The following is a 17919-nucleotide window of genomic DNA, read 5'->3' as shown; positions in this document are numbered from 1 at the left end:
TACAATTTAGCTGTTTATGCTATTACTAAAGGCAATAGGCGATGCCCCATCCTCCGCCGCATGACGCCGTTTCCGCATCGTCCGCGGAGGCCCGCGAGCGCGGCGCGCAGCGGCTCGACCGCACCCGCGCCGACCTGGCCGAATTCCTGCGCCTGCGCCGCGAGCGCCTGAGCCCCGCCGCGCTGGGGCTGCCAGCCGGCGGCCGGCGGCGCACGCCCGGCCTGCGGCGCGAGGAGGTGGCGGCGCTGGCCGGCGTCGGCCTGGCCTGGTACACCTGGTTCGAGCAGGGCCGCAACATCAGCGTGTCGGCCACCTTCCTGGAAAACCTGGCGCGCGTGCTGAAGCTGGACGCGGCCGAGCGGCGCCACCTTTACCTGCTGGCGCACCAACGTCCGCCGGCCGAGCCGGGGCGCACCTGGTGCACGGTGCCGCCGCAGGTGCGGCGGCTGATGGACGACCTGCCCACGCGGCCCGCCTACATCCTCAACCTGCGCTGGGACGTGGTGGCGTGGAACGCCGCCGCCGAACGCGTCTTCGGGTTCGGCGCGCAGCCGGCGGGGCGTCGCAACCTGCTGTGGATGCTGTTCGTGGAGCCGGCGATGCGCGAGCTGTTCGTCGATTGGCCGGCTCAGGCGCCGGCCATGCTGTCCACCTTCCGACGGGATTTCGCCTCGGCCTCGGGCGCGCTGGACATCACCGAACTGGTTGACGAACTGGAGCGCGTCGCGCCCGAATTCAAGGCCTGGTGGCGCGAGCACGACGTGCACGGCGCCTGCATGGGGGTGCGCAGCCTGCGCCTGCCGACGCTGGGCGAGGTGGCGTTCGAGCACTCCACCCTGTCGGTCGATGAAAGCCGCCACCTGCGCCTAGTGGTCTACGCGCCCGCGCCCGACGAGCCGCAGGCCATGGCCTTGGCGCGCTGGCTGGCGCGCAAGCCGCGCGTGGCGGCGCGTGGCTCCAGAGATTAGGCGCTGCGTGGTTCTACGGCGGAGGCGCGGCGCGCTTCTACAGTCGGGGCGATCCGCCACTTCCGCCCGCGCCATGTCCACTGAAATCCTGCCTCGCCGCCAAGCCCTGTCACTGCTCGTCGTAGTGGTGCTGGCCTGGGGCTTCACCTGGATCGTCAGCAAGCTGCTGCTGCAGCACATGACCCCGCTCTGGGCGGTGGCCGCGCGCAGCGTCGTCGGCGCCGCGGCGCTGGGCCTGGCGCTGCGGCGGGTGGCCTGGCCGCCGGGGTGCTGGACAAGGGGCGCGGATAGGCGGAGCAAAAAAGGCAGAGAAAAAAGGCAGAGAAAAAAGGCCCTTGACGGCCGCAATCGAGGCTGTGTATCGTACGATCTATATCGTAAGATACATCTTAAGTAATACGTCAGACACCCTGCGAGGCCATTCATGCGCCACTTCCATTTCCTGACCGCCTTTGCCCGTGGCGCCCGCCACGAATCACGCGATGCCTACCCGGGCCGCCATGGCCACCACGGGCATCGTGACCAACACGAATTCCATGAGCATTCGCATCGCCACGATCATGATCGCCACGGCCATCATCACGACCGCCACGATCATCACCCACGCGACGGCTATCATGGCCATCAAGGCCTGCACGACCCCCTGGCTTGCCACGCTCATCGCGGCCATGGGGCGGGTTTCGCCGCCGAGGGCTGGCACGAGGGCGGCCGTGGCCGTCACGGACGTCACGCCAGCGGCGGCGGCGGCTGGTTTGGCGGCCCATGGGGCGGCCGCGGCGGCGATGCCGACGACAGCTTCGGCGGCGACGGCCGCCACTTCGCGCGCGGCCGCAAGGTCACCGCTGACGACCTGCAACTGATGCTGCTCGGCCTGCTGGAGCAGAGCCCCAGCCACGGCTACGAACTCATCAAGGCGCTGGGGGCCATGTCCAATGGTTTCTACACGCCAAGCCCCGGCATGGTCTATCCCGCGCTGACCTATCTGGAAGAATTGGGCTACGCCACCGTCGAGCAGGAAGGCAGCAAGAAGCGCTACCACCTGGCCGACCCTGGCCGGGTGCACCTGGACGCCAACCGCGAGCGCCTGTCGGTGATGTTCAACAAGCTCAAGCACGTGGCCCGCAAGATGGACTGGATGCGCCAGGCCTGGAGCGGCGAACCGCGTGCCAGTGGCGATGATGAAAACGCCGCCGGCTGGATCGACGAATTCGTGCATGCGCGCCAGGCGATACGCCATGCGCTGCTGCAACACACCGACGCGTCGCCGGCCGAGCAGCGCCGCATCGCCGCCATCCTGCGGCGCGCCACCGAGGAAATCACGGGCAAGGACTGTGCCTGATCCCGTTCCCCTCATTGGAGATCCCATGACCCAGACTGGCCTGACCGTCGCACGCGTGCGCCATCCGCTCAAGATGCGCATGCTGACCGTGGCGCGCGTCGAACGCATCGCGGGCCTGCTGGCCCGCGTCACCTTCCGCGGCGAAGACCTGCGCGACTTCGTCTCCGCGTCGTTCGACGACCACGTAAAACTCTTCTTTCCCGCCGATCCGTCGCAACCGCTGGTGTTGCCCGAGGTCGGTCCCGATGGCATCAAGTTCCCCGAGGGCGCGCCGCGCCCGGCCGCGCGCGACTACACGCCGCGCCGTTTCGATGCCGAGCGCGAAGAACTGGACATCGACTTCGTGCTGCACGGCGATGGCCCGGCCTGCACCTGGGCCGCGCAGGCCGCGGTCGGCCAGCGCCTGGGCATCGGCGGCCCGCGCGGTTCGTTCGTGGTGCCCACGGGCTTCGACTGGCATGTGCTGATCGGCGACGAAACCGCGCTGCCGGCCATCGCCCGCCGCCTGGAGGAATTGCCCGCCACGGCGCAGGCGCTGGCGCTGATCGAAGTGCCGGGCGCCGCCAACGAGATCGCCCTGGCTACCCGGGCCCAGGCCTCGGTGCGCTGGCTGCATCGCAACGGCACCGCGGCCGGCTACAGCACCTTGTTGCTGGAAGCCGCGCGCGAGCTGGCATTGCCGCCGGGCGAGGGCTACAGTTGGATCGCGGCGGAGTCGGCCGTGGCCAAGGCGCTGCGCGAGATCATGGTGGCGCAGCATGGCGTCGACAAGAGCCGCATCCGCGCCGCCAGCTACTGGAAGCGCGGCGCCATCGCGGTGCACGAGTCGCACGAAGACTGAGGCCGGGCGCCCGCCGCCGCCGACACGGGCGCGATTCCCGAAGGCGACGGCCGTGGCCCGGCCATTGGCGCGCCTATCCTTGCGCCAGCGCCAGCAGATTGGCCACGCGCCCGCCGGGCGCGTCCTCGCGCACCGCCAGCCCCAGCACCGCGCGCGGCCAGTCCAGCGCGAAGGGGCGATAGACCACGCCGTCCGGGCGCAGGTGCCGCAATGACGCGGGCACGATGGCCACGCCCATGCCCGCCGCCACCAGGTTCACCGCCGATGACAATTGCGGCGCGCGCTGGCCGGGCAGCGGGTTCAGTCCGTGCTGGCGGCACGCCGCCATGACGTCGGCGCTCAGGCCGTAGCCGGACTTGCGCGAATACTGGATGAAGCGTTCCCGCGCCAGGTCGGCCGGCGCCAGCCGTTTGCGCCGCGCCAGCGCATGGCCCAGCGGCAGCGCCACCATCAGGGGTTCCTGCGTCAATTGCAAAAAGCGCAGGCCGCCATCCATGGCGAAGGGCGGCCGCACGAAAGCCGCATCGATCAGGCCGTCGCGCAGGCGCGCCACCAGCGTTTCGCTGTCGTCCTGCGACAGCGTCATTTCCACATCGGGGTATTGCTGGCGGTACAGCCGGATCAGTTCGGTCACGACCGGATGGAACGAGGCCGATTCGGTGAAGCCCAGCGACAGCTCACCGACCTCGCCGCGGGCCGCGCGTTGCGCCGTCTGCACCGCGTCCTGCGCGCGTTGCAGGATATCCTGCGCGCACGCCAGGAAGGCGCGTCCGGCATCGTTCAGGCTGACGCCGCGCCCGCGCCGGTCGAACAGCGGCGTGCCGACTTCCTCTTCCAGTTGCCGGATCTGCTGCGACAGCGGCGGCTGCGCCATGCCGAGCTGCTCGGCCGCGCGGGTGAAGTGCTGGGCCTCGGCCGTGGCGACGAAATAACGCAAGTGGCGCAATTCCATTTTAGTACTCAACAAGTATTGATTATCAATTTTCCATATATTGGACATTCTAGTTTGGCGGAACGATGATGCGTGCATCGACGTTTCGTTTTTCAAAGGAATGCTTCATGGCTACGACCCTGACTCCCGGCGCCCGGCTGCGCCAGCATCTCGCCCAGGACATCGTGGTGGCGCCCGGCGCCTACGATGGGCTATCGGCCCGCCTGGTGGCGGCCGCCGGCTTCAACGCGGTCTACGCCAGCGGCGGCGCGATCGCGCGCGCGGCCGGCTATCCCGACATCGGCCTGCTGAGCTTCACCGAGGTCATGGACCGGGTGGAGAAGATCGTGGATGCCGGCGGCCTGCCGGTGGTCGCCGACGCCGACACCGGGTTTGGCGGTTCGGCCAACGTCGAACGCACCGTGCGCGTCATGGCGCGCGCCGGCGTGGCCGCCTTCCATATCGAGGACCAGTCGTTTCCCAAGCGCTGCGGCCACCTGGATGACAAGAGCCTGGTGGATGCCGCGGAAATGTGCCGCAAGGTGCACATCGCGCGCCAGACGCTGGACGATGCCGACACGCTGGTGATCGCGCGCACCGACGCCATCGCCGTGGAAGGCTTCGACGCCGCCATCGCGCGCGCCGAGCGCTATGTGAAAGCGGGCGCCGACATGGTGTTTGTCGAGGCCCCGGAAACGCTCGAGCAGATCCGCGCCATCGCCGACCGGCTGCCCGGCCTGAAGCTCATCAACATGTTCCATGGCGGCAAGACGCCGCTGGTGCCGCTACCCGAGCTGGCGGCCATGGGCTATCGCCTGGCGATCATTCCGTCGGACCTGCAGCGCGCCGCCATCCACGCCATGCAGGCCACGCTTGCTGCCATCCGCGAGACCGGCGACAGCAGCGCGCTGGCCGACCGCCTGACCAGCTTCAAGGAACGCGAAGAGATCGTACAGACGCGCCGCTACCTGGCGCTGGACAAGCAGTAGGCCGCGCGCGGTCCGCCCGGCGTCAGCGGCGGCAGCGCTGCGGCATCGACAGCGGCCAAAGGCGCTGGTTGTAGGCGCCATAGAGCGTGCGGATGCCGCATTCCAGGGCGATGCGCGCCACCATCGCGCCACGCTCGTCCAGGATCATCGACTGTTCAAGCGTCGATACCACGGCGCGCTGGCCTGTGTAGTCCGAAGCCCACAGGAAGGCCGGCGCGATCGCCATCCTGCCCTGGCCATCGGCATAACCGTAACGTTCGCCCACGGCCGCGACCGACAGGCCATCGCGGCGCGGCCCGAGGTGGGAGAAGGTCGGCCCGGCGGCGACTCCCTTGTCGTTGATCGCGCGCATGCCGCCGTTGGGCAGCGCCAGCGCAGCCTGGCCTTCCGAGAAGGCGGTGCCGTCGCCGGCCAGCGTCAGGCGGGTCTTGCCCGTGGTGTCGACGTAGGTGGTGGTTGGCTTGCCGTCTTCGTCGCGGCCGTGTCGCATCAGCCAGGCCGATCCGGCTGGCCAGTACCATTCGCCGGCCGGCAGGTTGACCACGGTCTTGCCGTGTTCGTCGATCAGGCGCGCGCCGTCGTCGCCGCTCACCAGCGCGCGCGCCGGTTTGCCCTGGAAGCGCGTGCCCGCCACCGGACCGGGCGCGACCTGCCAGCGACCCTGGCCGTCGACATAGCCGTGCCGGTCGGCGCGGCGGATCGCCAGCCAGTCGCCCATCTGCGTATAGCGGGCATCCTCCAGGTCAAGCGTGCCGGAGGCGTCCGGCGAGACCAGCCAGCGCTGTTTTTCGCTGTAGGCCAGGTAGGTGCCGTTAGCCTCGCGCGACACCTCCAGCGCCGGCTGGAAGGAGGTCAGGATGCGTCCATCGCGGTTGACCAGTGCGGTCGGCCGGCGGTAGTCGTTTTCCTGCGGCCCGGGCTGCTGCACCAGCCACAGCTTGTCGCTGATGCGCTTGACGGCGTGATGGCGCGGCGGCACCACCCACTTGCCCTGCTGGTCGATCACGCCCGCCTTGCCGGCGCCCAGCGAGGCGGCGGCCTGGCCGTGCTGGAATTCGTCGATGTACTGGAAGGCCGGCTGCGACACTTCCTTGCCCGCGATGAAATCGTACAGGCCCCACGGGTCGCCCTCGGCCGCGGTCTTCAGGTAGCGCACCAGTCCGGGCGCCACCACCTCGGCCTCGAAATAGTCCGGCAGCGCATGGATCTTGCCGCCGCGGTCGATGAGGCGGGTCTGGCCCTTGTTGTAGATCAGCGCATAACCCTGGCGGAAGGCGCCGATGTGCTGCTGCGGCGGCAGATCCATCGGCTTGCCGCGGCCATCGAGCAACAGCACGCCCGCCTCGGTCTGCGCGGCAAAGCGCAGGTCGTCGGCGCCGAGCGGCGCGGCCTCGGCCTCGTCGTCGGTGGCGTAGTCGTCACGCGGCCCATCCAGCGGCAAGACCTCGGTCCAGTCCTTGTGGGTGGCGACGCTGCCGTCCGCCAGCACCAGGCCGGCGCCGCCGTCATTGCAATGGCAGTAGCCCTGGCCCAGCAGGCCCAGCGGGCCGCCCGGCACGTTCAGCGGCAGGTCGCGCAGTTGCGAACCCTGGGCCGCCGCCAGGGCATCGGGTTGCAGGATCGCGCGGCCGTCGGCGTCCAGCGCGTTGAGCAATTGGCCGTCCTGGCCGGACAGCCACAGCTTGCCCTGCCGCAGCGTCATGCGGCCGACATCGGCCAGCCACGGCGGCGCGCTGTCGCCGTGCAGCCACGCGCCCTTGGGCGTCAGCAGTCCGGCCACCTGGCCGGACTGGTCGCGAAACAGCAGGTAGCCTTCCTCGTTCTGTTCGGGGCGCATGCCGCTGCCCAGCACCACCGGTTCGGCGCGCCCGGCCACATAGGCCTTGAGCTTATCGCCGGACACATAGACCAGGGTGTTGTCGTAGATCTCCGAAGCCTGCGCCTCCTCGGCGGTGAGCGTGCCCAGCGGTTGGCCCGCCGCGTCCAGCAGGGCATAGCCCTTGCCGCGCGGCAGTTGGGCACTCCAGAAGGCCTTGCCCACGCGCTTGATGCGCTCGTAGCGCTTGCCTTCGCCGATCACCTTGCCGGCGGGATCGATCAGCACCACTTCCTCTTCGCCGATGCCCAGCGCCAGGGTGTCGCCATCGCGCCGCGAAATGTCGCTGTATTGCGGCGCCACGCGCCAGTTCCAGTCGCCATCGAGCACGCCAGACATGCCATGGTTGTCGACGCCGATGAACAGGCCATCGCCATAGCTGGAAATCACCTGCACGCCGGGCTTGGCGTAGCGGCGCTCGCCGCTGGTCGAACGGAATTCCTCGCGATACGTGATCGACAGCCGGGCCGGCTTGCCTTCGCCCAGGCGCACGCTGTCGACGCTGGCATCGATGGCGTCGCCCACCGCCTTGCCGGCGCGGTCGATCAATTGATAGCGGCCGTCCACCGTCACTACCGCCAGTCCCGCCTCGACGAAATCGGAGGCGCTGTCGTAGCGCGGCGGCACGGCCATTCTGCCCTTGGCGTCGATGTAGCCCCACTTGCCTTTCCAGCGCACCGCGGCCAGGCCGTGGTGGAAATCGCCCACCTGCTCGAACTGCGGCTCGACGGCCAGTTTGCCGTTGGCGTCGATAAAGCCCCAGGCGTGGCGGCGCAGCGAACCGTCGGTGGGGACGCGGTCGATCTCTTCGAGCGAGGAGGGCAGCAGCACCGCGGCGCGATTGTCCGACAGCGGGCCGATGCAGCCGGCGGGGCCGGCGTCGCCGTGGCGGGTGTCGCGGACCGCGGTCACGTCCATGAGGCCGTCGACGCAGGGGATGCTGTTCTGGCGGTACTGGGCCTGGGCCGACAGCGAGAGCCCCAGCGCGGCCAGGGCGCAGGCAAGGCGGGTGGCGTGAAACGCGCGTGAAGTCATGGTCATTGGGCTTGGGCGGATTCAGGGGCGGGCGCGTATTCGAGGTCGCCGGCGTCGGGGCAGGTCAGCTTTTCGCGCGGCCAGGTCAGGCGGCCCTGCGGGTCGAACACGACGACTTCGCCGCAGATCAGGCCGAACAGCGTCATCGTCTTGCCGCGCGTGTCGATGAACTCCAGCAGGCCTTCGCGGCGCACCAGGGCGCGGCCTTCGCTGAAGTCATCGGCCCAGCCGAATTCCGGCGGAATGACGTAGCGGCCGCTCAGGTCGATGTAGCCGAGCAGCTTGCCGCTGCGCTGTTCGCGCCGAGCCAGCGCCAGGCCGTCGCGCAACGGGCCCAGCTTATCGAAGTACGGGCCAACCACGCGCTTGCCATTGGCATTGACGAAGCCATAGCGGTCGCCCTGGCCGCGATAGACCACCACGCCTTCGCTGGCGCTGCGTTCATCCAGCGTGAATTCGCCCTTGAAGTGGGTAATCTCGCGGCCCTGCAGATCGGTCATCACGCTTTGAGAATTCTTGCTGTCGCGGAACACCGCGCGCTTCATCGACGCCAGCGGCGTGCCGTCGCCACGCGCTTGCAGCAGCGCCTTGCCATTCTCGTCCATCAGCCGGTAGCGTTGGCCGTCATAGACACGCGCCAGGCCCTCGGGCTGCACGAAGAACGGATTGAACTCGCCATTGGTGGCGGGCACCTTGAAGTTGCCGCGGGCATCGATGGCGCCGTTGCGCGAGCGGTACTGCACGTAGATCCAGTCGCCGAACTGTTCCTTGCGCTCGGGCTCGCCTTCGAACAGCCGGGTCATGCCGCCCTGGGCATCGAACAGCAGCGTGGCGCCGTCCTTGCCTTGCGCCAGATAGCGGCCCTGCTTGAGGTCCTGCGGCCGGTCGTGCAGCACCACGCTGCGCTTGCCGGTGCGCAGGTTGATCAGGCGATAGTCGTCGCGGTAGCCGGAACTGTCCTCGCCCTTGGGCTCGCGCGTCAGCAGGTAGCCGTTGCCCAGGTAGTCGAGTTCGTAGCTGCCGGAGTAGGTGGCGGGCACCACCCACTTGCCCTGGCGGTCGATGACGCCCCAGCGGTCGTGATCCTGCGCCTTGGCCCAGTCGTCGGTGAAGTTCTCGATGCGGTCGAGCGTCGGCTTTACGGTCTCGCTGCCTGTGCGGACGTTCCACAGGCCCCAGCGACGGTTGCGGCGTTCGTCCAGCGTATAGAAGTACAGCAGGTCGCCGTCGAGCTTCTCGCCATTGACCTCGATGCGCGCCGGCAATTTCTGCGGATTGCCACGGGTATCGATCAGCACGGCGGAATTGCGGTCCATGTCGGGCGTGCGGGCCCAGGAATAGGGGCCGTTGAAGCCGCCGATGCCGGCATATTTCGGCGGCAGGATCCAGTTGCCTTCGGCGTCGATGGCGCCGACGGTGCGCTTGCGGGTCTGCACCAGCAGCGGCGCGGTGGCGTCATAGCTTGTCATGTCGTCCCATTGCGCATTGGTGACGATCTTGCCCGAACGCGTCAGGATGCCGGTCGGCTGGCTGTAGTCGTTGGGATGCAACAGCGCCAGCGGCAGCGCATCGGCGTCCGCCCGGCCGTTGCCTGCCTTGCCGGTGGCGCGCTTGGCGCTGAACGGCATGACGCGGTATTGGCCCAGGCGCGCGACGGTGTCGGCGTCCAGCAGCGGCGTGCCGTCGGGTCGATAGATCTGCGCCAGCGTCGCTTCGGTTTCGTAGCCGCCCGCATCGGCGCTGACGGCGGCGTCGGCGGCTGCCGTGGCGGCATCGGCGGCGGCATCCACGGCGGCGTCTGCCGCTGCCGCGGCCTCGACGGCTTGCGGCGCGTCGGTGGCGGCGTCGACCGCCTGCGGCGCTTCGGTCGCGACATCCGTGGCCAGCGGTGGCGATGGGTCGAGGGGCGTTGCCGCGGGCGCCGCGACGCTGACGGCAACGTCGGCCTGCGCGGAGGTCGGCGCCGTTCCCGGGCCTGCCGGCTGCTGGGCATTGACCCAGGCCAGGCCGTTCTGGATGGTGACGCGGCCGAAGGTCGCGCGGACCACCTGCGGCTTGCCGTCGGGCGGTATCAGGATCACCGCGTCGATGTCGGTCAGAATCTTCCAGCCGTCGGTCGCCTCGACGCCGACATACTGATTGGTGAAGGTGCGCAGCGGCTTGAGCCGCGCGTCCAGCAGCGCATAGGGGCCGTCCCCCTTGGGCTTGACCAGCCACAGGCCGGGCGCCACGCGCGTCACGTTCTCATAGCCGTCGCGGTCCAGGGCCGTGCCATCGGGCCGCACGAACCGCCAGGTGTTCTCGCGCTGCACGGCCAGCGTGTCGCCGTCGCGCAGCGGCGGCTGCTGCGAGCGCAGCACTTCGGGCGCGATGGCCCAGCGGCCGTCGGCATCCAGCAGGCCCCACCAGCCGCCATAGCGCGAACTGCGCCGCTGCGCCGGCAGGTGGGCGGCGTCGTCGGAGGGCGCCAGCATCATCACATCGGCGGGCAATGTCAGCGCGCGACCGGTCGCGGTGTTGAACAGTCGCGGCGGCTGTGGCACTTCCATCTCGGCTAGCTTCTGGCCGCGTTCGAAACCCCACGAGCGCGTGCCCAATTCGAACGTCTTGACCACCTGCCCCTGGCGATCGATCAGCACGTCGCGCTCGTCCAGTTCGACCAGTGCGGTGCCTTCGGCATTGAAGCCCGAAGCGCGGGCGTAGCGAGGCTTGACTGCCCAGTTGCCGCGTTTGTCGATATAGCCCCACAGGCCGTCCTGGCGCACCGCAGCCAGGCCGTTCTGGAACGACTCCGCTTCCTGGAACGCCGGCTCGACGACCATCCGGCCTTGCTTGTCGACGTAACCCCAGGTGCCGGCCGTGTCGCTGGCCTTGCCGGTGATCACGGCGGCCAGGCCTTCGGCATACGCACGCTGGCAACTGACGTCCGGGGTGATGGCGTAGGTGCGGCCGACGCAGTCGCGTTGCCAGTCGGCGTATTGGTCGGCGCTGGCAGGCGCGCTGCCCAGCGCCGCCAGCGCCGCGGCGAGCGCCAGCGGCCGCAACGCCGGCGGCAAGCCTGTCCGCAAATGCAAAACGCCCCTCATGATGCTGCGGCGCGCGCGGACTGCGGCAGGGCGCGGGTGGGCGCAACAGGAGGGAACGAGCGAAACCGGGCGTGCCGCATGATCGGAGAGCCTGTTTAAAAGGGACGAGGACAGCACTGTAGCCAGCAGTGGCGGTCAAAAAAAACGACAAATGTAACGATAGGGAACGAACCGTTAACATGTGCCGCGTGCTGTGGCTGGCAAGGGCGCGGCGTGGTGGTTGCGGGGGCGCCGGTGGCATTCGCGCCGCGCATGTTGCCAGCGAAAAATAATCAGTTGAACGGCCGCCGCCGCGCCCCTGTAATAGCGTCATTCGCCCGTGCGCGGGTGCAAGGTATCACGCCAGAGGGTCGCCATGTCCGCCGCCGTTCCGTCCGTCGCTGCTTCATCCGGTCCCGCCACGCCGTCGCGCAACCTCTGGCTGATGGTGTTGGCCGGCGGCATCGTCATGGGCCTGGCGCTGGGCGTGCGGCATGTGCAGGGCCTGTTCCTGCTGCCCATCACCATGGACCGCGGCTGGTCTCGCGAGACCTTCGCCATGGCCCTGGCGGTACAGAACCTGACCTGGGGCGTGGCGCAGCCGTTCACCGGCATGATCGCCGACCGCTGCGGCTCGGCCAAGGTGATCCTGGGCGGCCTGCTGTTCTACGCGCTGGGGCTGGCCGGGATGGCGCACGCCACCAGCGCGGGCGCCTTCATGTGGAGCGCCGGTATCTGCATCGGTGTGGCCCTGTCGGGCACCGCGTTCGCCGTGATCTACGGCGCGCTCAGCCGGCTGGTGCCGCCCGAGCGGCGCGGCTGGGCCCTGGGCGTGGCCGGCGCGGTCGGCGGGCTGGGACAGTTCACCATGGTGCCGGCGGCGCAGTGGCTGATCGGCGGCGCGGGCTGGGTCAGCGCATTGCTGGTCTTCGCGCTGGCGCTGGCGGTGCTGGCGCCGCTGGCCTGGCCGCTGAAGGAACCCGCCCGCGCGGCAGCGAAGGCCGGCGCCTCGCAGCCCGACCAGCCGCTGGGCGCGGCGATCCGCGAAGCGTTTTCCCAGCGCGGCTTCTGGCTGCTGAACCTGGGGTTCCTGGCCTGCGGCTTCCAACTGGCCTTCATCGGCACGCACCTGCCGGCCTACCTGATGGACAAGGGCATGCGGGCGGCGGATGCCGTCGCGGCGCTGGCCATCATCGCGCTCGCCAATGTGGCCGGCACCTACGTCTGCGGCATCCTTGGCGCGCACCATCGCCGCAAGTACCTGCTGGCCGGCATCTATCTGCTGCGCACCGCAGCCATGGCGCTGTTCTTCCTGCTGCCGCTGTCGCCGTGGTCCGTCTATGTGTTCGCCGCGGTCATGGGCTTCGTCTGGCTCGGCACGGTGCCATTGACCAACGGCCTGATCGCGCAGGTCTTCGGCCTGCGCTACCTCACGACGTTGTTCGGCTTCGTCTTTTTCGGCCACCAGCTTGGTTCGTTCCTCGGTGTCTGGCTCGGCGGCGCCGTGTTCGAGGCGACTCATTCGTACGACCTGATCTGGCTGGGCGCGATGGCGCTGGGTGTGTTGTCGGCGGCGCTGCACTGGCCCATCGATGACCGCGAGTTGCCGCGGGTGCGCGCTATCGCGGCCGCCTGAAGCGGCCCGATGCGGCTCGCGCGCGGCGTGAGCGACCCTACAGCGGCCGGTGCTGCGTTCCCGCGCCCTGCGTGACGTGCAGCATGCGACAGGGCTCGATGACCTTGACGGTATGCCAGGCGCCCTTGGGAATCACATACGCGCTGCCGGCGTCCAGCCGCACGGACTGGATGCCGGTGGGCCATTCCAGCAGCAGCTCGACCGAGCCTGACATCAGGCGCACGATTTCGTCTGCCTGCGGATGCATTTCCCATTGCGGCCAATCGGTGCTGAAGGTGTGTTCCGACAGCAGCCAGCCATGGCCGTACGGTTCCAGCGCGTCGCGCGGCAGGGACCAGAAGGCGTCGCCACCCTTGACCGTGGCGGCGCGGCCGGCGGTATCCAGAAAAATGTAATGCGATGATAGATCGGTGGGCATGGGGCTTCTCCAGGGGGGGGGGCGGCCTTTACGCGTTATAACAGTGTCCAGTGTCGTCGGCCGCGTCGGCGACGCGTCATCTTGGCAAGGAATTCCGCATGCAGATCGAATCCCGTTGGTTGTTCCCGTGCGAACCTCGGCATATCTGGCCGCATTTCCTGCACGCGCGCATGGACGACACCCGGCCGCTGCTGTTTCGCCTGGGCGTGCCCAAGCCGATCAGTTGCAAGGTGCTCGAAGGCGCGCCCGCCGTGGGCCACACGCGGCAATGCACCACCGACCGCGGCACCATCGACCAACGCATCCTGATCCTGCAACACGACGAACGCCTGCGCTACCAGATGCAGCGCAGCACGGTGTGGTGCGCGGACTGGGTCGGCTCCCTGGTCGACACCTTCGAATTGCGGCCGGTGCCGGGACAGGGCACCGAGGTTCGTCGCGTCACGCAGTTCGAGGCCGCGGGCGCCATGCGCTGGGCCAAGCGGCTGGGCCTGTGGGCCGGTCTGCGCCAGGCGCACGCCTATGCCAGCCGCAACTGGCGGCGGCTGGCGGCGGCCAGCCAGGCCGCGGAAAACTGCTGAAGCCGCGCGCTTCGTATCGGGCAAAAACTGCGATAATCCCGAACTTTCGAGCAGGCGCCAGCGCGCCTGGGGCGCGAGGGGGCGGCATGAGCAAAGGGTTCGACGGCGTCAGGCCGGCATCCGAATCGTCCATCGAGATCGGTTTCTTCTACCAGGGCCGCCATTGCGTCGAGCGCATCCGCGTCAAGCCCACCGCGGCCAATCTCAAGCGCGCCGCCGAGCGCCGCGCAGCCATCCTGGCGGCCATCGATCGCGGCGACTTCGATTACGACGCCGAATTCCCCCGGCGAGCCGCTGCCTTCCCTCCCGCCAAGGATCCGACATGACCCTCGCCGCCGCCTTGCCCGTGCACGACCTGACCGCCGATGCTTTCACGTCCTATGGCTGGATGCTGGGCAAGCCCATTCCGCTGGGCAACGGCGTGCCCCTGTTCAGCAATGAGGCCACCGACTTCTGGCAGGAACATGTGTTCAACACCGGCGCGGGCGGCGACGCCGAGGTGCTGTGGGTCAACTACCGCAGTGCCTCGGGCGAGATCGCCAGCCTGGAAAAGCACCTGCTGACGCAGCAGGCCATCGTGCCGTTGACAGGCGCCATCGTCCAGGTGGTGGCGCGCAGCGCCGCCGACGGCAGCCCCGACCTGGAGACGCTGGCGGCGTTCCGCGTCGAACCGGGGCAGGGTGTGTGCATGCGGCCCGGCTGTTGGCACGCCACGCGCGTGGCCGGCGCGGAAGTCACCTGCCTGATGCTGACGCGCCGTTCCACCACGCTGGACCTGATCCAGCACCTGACCACCGACGCCGCCGCCAGCGAAAGCGCGATCACGCCGATTCCGGCGCGGCAGCTCGAGCCGCTGCGATTGCCGGACTGACTCCGCGGAAGGGCTGGCGCGCCGCGCCCTGCGCCATTGTGTTGGCGCGTTGCATCGCCGCTGTCGCTGCCCTCGAAAAGATAGTGCTGTCATCTCCGTGCGGTTTCACTACCTCGGTGAAATGTGCCAGAATTTCAGCGCCTGTCTGTCCTGTCCGCGACGCTGCCGCCATTCGGGCGTTGCCAACCGCTACCCGAGTTGGAGCATGCAATGCGCATACGCCGCGCCGGCCCCGGATCTCTTCCCCGGCCTTTTGCCGGGGTCGCTTTTTGTCTGCGAGGTCTTGCCGCCCTGGCGTTGATCGCAGGCGCCAGCGGTTGCAGCTTCACCTCGCCCGACGCGGCCACCGGCTCGCAGTACGTCGGCATCGATGGGGTCACGGCGCCCGAAGCGCAGCGCATCGCCAAAGAGGCCTACGTCTACGGCTACCCGATGGTCGCCAACTACCAGGCCATATACGCCGCCAGCATCGACGTGGGCAATCCGCACTACAAGGCGCCGTTCAACACCCTCAGCCATGCCATGGCAGATGATGCCGCCGCCGTGGCGCCCAGCGTCGACGCGCCGGTATCCTCTGCCGTGCTCGACCTGCGCGCCGAACCCGTCGTCATCAGCGTGCCGCCGATGGAAGCCCGACGCTATTTCTCGGTGCAACTGCGTGACCTGTATGGCTTCAATTTCGCCTACCTCGGCAGCCGCGTCAGCGGCAATGGCGGGGGCAGGTATCTGGTGGTTGGCCCGCGCTGGAACGGCGCCGAGCCCAAGGGCTTCACCAAGGTGATTCGCGCCGAGACCGAGCTGGTCAGCATGACGGCGCGCACCCAGCGGTTCGCTGCGTCGGACCAGGCCCGGCTCCAGCGCATCCAGGCCGGCTACAAGCTCCAGCCGCTGTCGGCCTACCAGCGGAAAAGGCCGGCGCCGGCGCCGGCCTCGGTGGCCTGGATCGCGCCGGAGCCGCCCGAGCAGATGCGCAGTTCGCTCGAGTTCTATAACCAACTGGGGTTCCTGCTGCAATTCGCGCCGGTCCAGCATGGCGAGCGCACGCTGCGCAAGCGCCTGGACAGCCTGCGCATCCGGCCGGATGCGCCGGTCGTTACCGGGTCCATGCACCCGCGGTTGCGGCAGGTCATGCAGGAAGGCATGCACGACGGCCAGAACGACATCGACAAGCTCCGGGTGGCGCTGGCCGGCAAGACCGACACGTTGTTCGGCGACCGCCAGACCCTGCGCCATGACTACCTGGCGCGCGCCACCGGCGCCCAGGTCGGCCTGGGCGGCGACAGCCGCGAGGAATCGATGGCCACCGTGCTGGCCACCGATGCGGCGGGCCGGCCCCTGGACGGCGCCCAACCGTACACCCTGCGCTTCGCGCCGCGCGGCCTGCCGCCGGTCAACGCGTTCTGGTCGGTGACGCTGTACCGCATGCCCGGACAACAATTGGCGCCCAATGCCATCAAGCGCCATGTGATCGATGCCGCGATGCTGCCCACGCTAAAGCGCGACCGCGATGGCGGGCTGACGCTGCGCATCCAGCACCAGGCGCCGGGCAAGGGCGGTGACGCCAACTGGCTGCCGGCGCCCGCCGGGCCGTTCATGTTGACACTGCGCTACTACTGGCCCAAGCCGGCGCTGCTGGACGGCACCTGGCAGCCGCCGCAGGCGCAGCGCGTCGGGCAGTAGCGGCGTTCCTGGCGCAACCTGCGTCGCAGGGCGACGCCGCAGCCGCCTGGCCCGGCCGGAACGCCGCTGGCCGTTACAGGTCCTCGCTGCGCCAGACCTTCAGCACGCGGCCGAATATCTGCAGGTCCATGTCTTCGGTGATGTCCCAGGCGTCGTACCGGGTGTTCTCGGATTTCGCGCGGATCAGCAGCCCGTTGGCGCTGGGGATGCGTTGCAAGCGCTTGATGAAGCCCTCGTTGCCGACACGAAAGAAGAACACGCCGTCGACGTCGGCCTTGACCACGCCCAGGTCCACGAGCAGCGGATCGCCCGGGTTGTACATGGGCCGCATGCTGTCGCCGAAACCCGTCACCACGCACAGGTTGGCGGCCGCGGTGTAGTGCCGCAGGTTCTTGTGCAGCCATTCCTGGCTCACGCGCAGGCTCTGGATCACGCCGGGCTGGTCGCGCAACTCCACCCCCGGGCCCATGGCGCCGCCCGTATCGAAGCGGGGTATGCGCAGGTCGTCGGCGGCGCCGTCGTCGGCCACGGGGCTGGCGCCGCCGGCCCCGGCCAACACGATGTCGGGCGGATATTGCGAGGCTTCGTCCAGCAATTGTTCCAGTGACAGCCCCAACCCCGCCGCAAGCCGGGCGGCATATTTGGAGCGCTCGCTGTCGCGCCCTTCGAGCGCGGCGATGGTGCCGGCCCCCACGCCGGTGCGCGCTTCGAGCTGTTCCAGGGTGAGACCGAGGGCGGCGCGGTAGCGCCTGATTTGTTTTCCGAGAGCCATGGCGGGAACACTAAACAGTTGTGGAAAATTGTGCAACAACAAGTGTTGAAATCGGGATTATACATTTGTAGAATTTCAACCATGAATTACACGAAACGTGTGCCGTTATCAGACGGAAGCGTGGGTAGCGTATCGCTACCGAAGGGCTTCTCCCAACAACCCATCCGGACGCTGGCAACGCCCGTCCGCAGCCCGGGTGCCCGCGTGGCGCCTTCCCGGTTCCCGCCCCAGGCGGCGGGCGCCACCCCCGAACCCAATGGCAAGGAGCGGCAAATGAATCAGGCAGGAAACATGGCCCTGCGGGCCCCGCAGGACTGGATCGGCGCGGCATCGCAGGCGGGCGCCGCGATCGCGCGTTCGATGGCCGCGCGGTCTGCCGTGCCACAGGCAGGGCCGCAGAGCGGCGCGCGTGGCCAGCAACAGAAGGGGCAGGACATGACGCGAGAGGAATCGGATCAGGTCGAAGCGCTGATCATGGAGTGGTACCACTGGAGCCGCGGCTACCGGCCGCAATTGGGCGTGGGCAGGGTCTCGGCCTTCGCGCGGGGCATGACTTCCGACGACACCTATGACGACGAAGACGTCGACGCCCGCCTCGCCGCCACACGCGGCGAGCAGACCGAGCTGTGTATCGACGAGCTGCCGTGGCAGCAGCGCTCCGCCATTGGCGTGCACGCCGGCAACAAAGCCGCCGGCGCCCGCGTCTTCAGCAATCCGCGCCTTACGCCCGCGCAGCAGCACGCAGCCTACCAGGAGGCCAAGGCGGCGTTGCTGCCGCTCTTGCGGCGGCGCGCGCTGGTGACGGCGCCGCAGGTGCGCCCTTCCGTCCGATAGTTTGAGGCCGCTTCCGTGCGCCGCAGTCCGCCAGGACGCCAACTCGACCTAGAATCAGGAACCAGGCGGAGCGGGATTCCGCC

16 protein-coding genes are annotated in these 17919 nt (G+C 68.8%); 11 read left to right on the top strand and 5 right to left on the bottom strand.

Features of this window, described 5'->3' with window-relative positions; translation table 11 throughout:
* Window positions 1–41: 41 nt before the first annotated feature.
* The 4 genes from AC6LKG_RS14830 to AC6LKG_RS14815 all read left to right on the top strand — a co-directional run bounded on the left by AC6LKG_RS14830 (window position 42) and on the right by AC6LKG_RS14815 (window position 3148).
* A complete protein-coding gene (locus AC6LKG_RS14830) occupies window positions 42–968 on the top strand; it encodes a helix-turn-helix transcriptional regulator (protein WP_498165436.1) in 927 nt (308 codons plus the stop codon).
* 73 nt (window positions 969–1041) lie between these two features.
* Entirely contained in the window at window positions 1042–1365 is a 324-nt protein-coding gene (locus tag AC6LKG_RS14825) for an EamA family transporter (RefSeq protein ID WP_498165435.1), read from the top strand.
* Between the two features lie 246 nt (window positions 1366–1611).
* A complete protein-coding gene (locus tag AC6LKG_RS14820; RefSeq protein ID WP_498165451.1) occupies window positions 1612–2307 on the top strand; it encodes a PadR family transcriptional regulator in 696 nt (231 codons plus the stop codon).
* Window positions 2308–2332: 25 nt separating this feature from the next.
* Window positions 2333–3148: a siderophore-interacting protein gene (locus tag AC6LKG_RS14815; RefSeq protein ID WP_498165433.1), complete on the top strand. Its 816-nt coding sequence runs from the start codon at window positions 2333–2335 to the stop codon at window positions 3146–3148.
* A 73-nt stretch (window positions 3149–3221) separates the two neighbouring features.
* On the opposite strand, the gene AC6LKG_RS14810 is transcribed toward AC6LKG_RS14815, so the two are convergent.
* Window positions 3222–4100, bottom strand: a complete 879-nt coding sequence (locus AC6LKG_RS14810) for a LysR family transcriptional regulator (protein ID WP_498165432.1) — start codon at window positions 4098–4100, stop codon at window positions 3222–3224.
* Between the two features lie 107 nt (window positions 4101–4207).
* Here AC6LKG_RS14810 and AC6LKG_RS14805 point away from each other — a divergent pair, with 107 nt between their 5' ends.
* On the top strand, window positions 4208–5068 hold the full coding sequence (locus AC6LKG_RS14805) for an isocitrate lyase/PEP mutase family protein (RefSeq protein ID WP_498165431.1): 861 nt from the start codon (window positions 4208–4210) through the stop codon (window positions 5066–5068).
* 22 nt (window positions 5069–5090) lie between these two features.
* Here AC6LKG_RS14805 and AC6LKG_RS14800 read toward each other — a convergent pair whose 3' ends face one another.
* Window positions 5091–7985, bottom strand: coding sequence for a WG repeat-containing protein (locus AC6LKG_RS14800; RefSeq protein WP_498165429.1), 2895 nt, complete (start codon window positions 7983–7985; stop codon window positions 5091–5093).
* Window positions 7982–11053 carry a WG repeat-containing protein gene (locus AC6LKG_RS14795; protein ID WP_498165427.1) on the bottom strand — a complete coding sequence of 1024 codons (3072 nt, stop codon included), beginning with the start codon at window positions 11051–11053 and terminating at the stop codon, window positions 7982–7984. The genes AC6LKG_RS14800 and AC6LKG_RS14795 overlap by 4 nt, the downstream gene beginning before the upstream one ends.
* 367 nt (window positions 11054–11420) lie before the next feature.
* Here AC6LKG_RS14795 and AC6LKG_RS14790 point away from each other — a divergent pair, with 367 nt between their 5' ends.
* The gene (locus AC6LKG_RS14790; protein WP_498165425.1) at window positions 11421–12680 is read left to right on the top strand and encodes an MFS transporter; all 1260 of its coding nucleotides are present in this window, start codon (window positions 11421–11423) and stop codon (window positions 12678–12680) included.
* A 37-nt stretch (window positions 12681–12717) separates the two neighbouring features.
* Here AC6LKG_RS14790 and AC6LKG_RS14785 read toward each other — a convergent pair whose 3' ends face one another.
* Window positions 12718–13098 carry a cupin domain-containing protein gene (locus AC6LKG_RS14785; protein ID WP_498165424.1) on the bottom strand — a complete coding sequence of 127 codons (381 nt, stop codon included), beginning with the start codon at window positions 13096–13098 and terminating at the stop codon, window positions 12718–12720.
* A 98-nt stretch (window positions 13099–13196) separates the two neighbouring features.
* On the opposite strand from AC6LKG_RS14785, the gene AC6LKG_RS14780 reads away from it, so the two are divergent.
* The 4 genes from AC6LKG_RS14780 (at window position 13197) to AC6LKG_RS14765 (ending at window position 16230) form a co-directional block, all read left to right on the top strand.
* The gene (locus AC6LKG_RS14780; protein ID WP_498165423.1) at window positions 13197–13679 is read left to right on the top strand and encodes an SRPBCC family protein; all 483 of its coding nucleotides are present in this window, start codon (window positions 13197–13199) and stop codon (window positions 13677–13679) included.
* An 86-nt stretch (window positions 13680–13765) separates the two neighbouring features.
* Window positions 13766–14005: an Arm DNA-binding domain-containing protein gene (locus AC6LKG_RS14775; protein ID WP_498165422.1), complete on the top strand. Its 240-nt coding sequence runs from the start codon at window positions 13766–13768 to the stop codon at window positions 14003–14005.
* Window positions 14002–14550 carry an ureidoglycolate lyase gene (locus AC6LKG_RS14770; RefSeq protein ID WP_498165421.1) on the top strand — a complete coding sequence of 183 codons (549 nt, stop codon included), beginning with the start codon at window positions 14002–14004 and terminating at the stop codon, window positions 14548–14550. Before AC6LKG_RS14775 ends, AC6LKG_RS14770 begins: the two co-directional genes overlap by 4 nt.
* A 297-nt stretch (window positions 14551–14847) precedes the next feature.
* Window positions 14848–16230, top strand: coding sequence for a DUF1254 domain-containing protein (locus tag AC6LKG_RS14765; RefSeq protein WP_498165420.1), 1383 nt, complete (start codon window positions 14848–14850; stop codon window positions 16228–16230).
* 73 nt (window positions 16231–16303) lie between these two features.
* On the opposite strand, the gene AC6LKG_RS14760 is transcribed toward AC6LKG_RS14765, so the two are convergent.
* Window positions 16304–17002, bottom strand: a complete 699-nt coding sequence (locus AC6LKG_RS14760; RefSeq protein ID WP_498165419.1) for an XRE family transcriptional regulator — start codon at window positions 17000–17002, stop codon at window positions 16304–16306.
* A 273-nt stretch (window positions 17003–17275) separates the two neighbouring features.
* On the opposite strand from AC6LKG_RS14760, the gene AC6LKG_RS14755 reads away from it, so the two are divergent.
* Entirely contained in the window at window positions 17276–17836 is a 561-nt protein-coding gene (locus AC6LKG_RS14755; protein WP_498165418.1) for a hypothetical protein, read from the top strand.
* Window positions 17837–17919: the final 83 nt, after the last annotated feature.

It is taken from the genome of Achromobacter sp. 46006 (assembly GCF_059761975.1).
The sequence above is the reverse complement of the archived record's forward strand: the minus strand, read 5'-3'. Positions and strand labels throughout refer to the sequence as shown.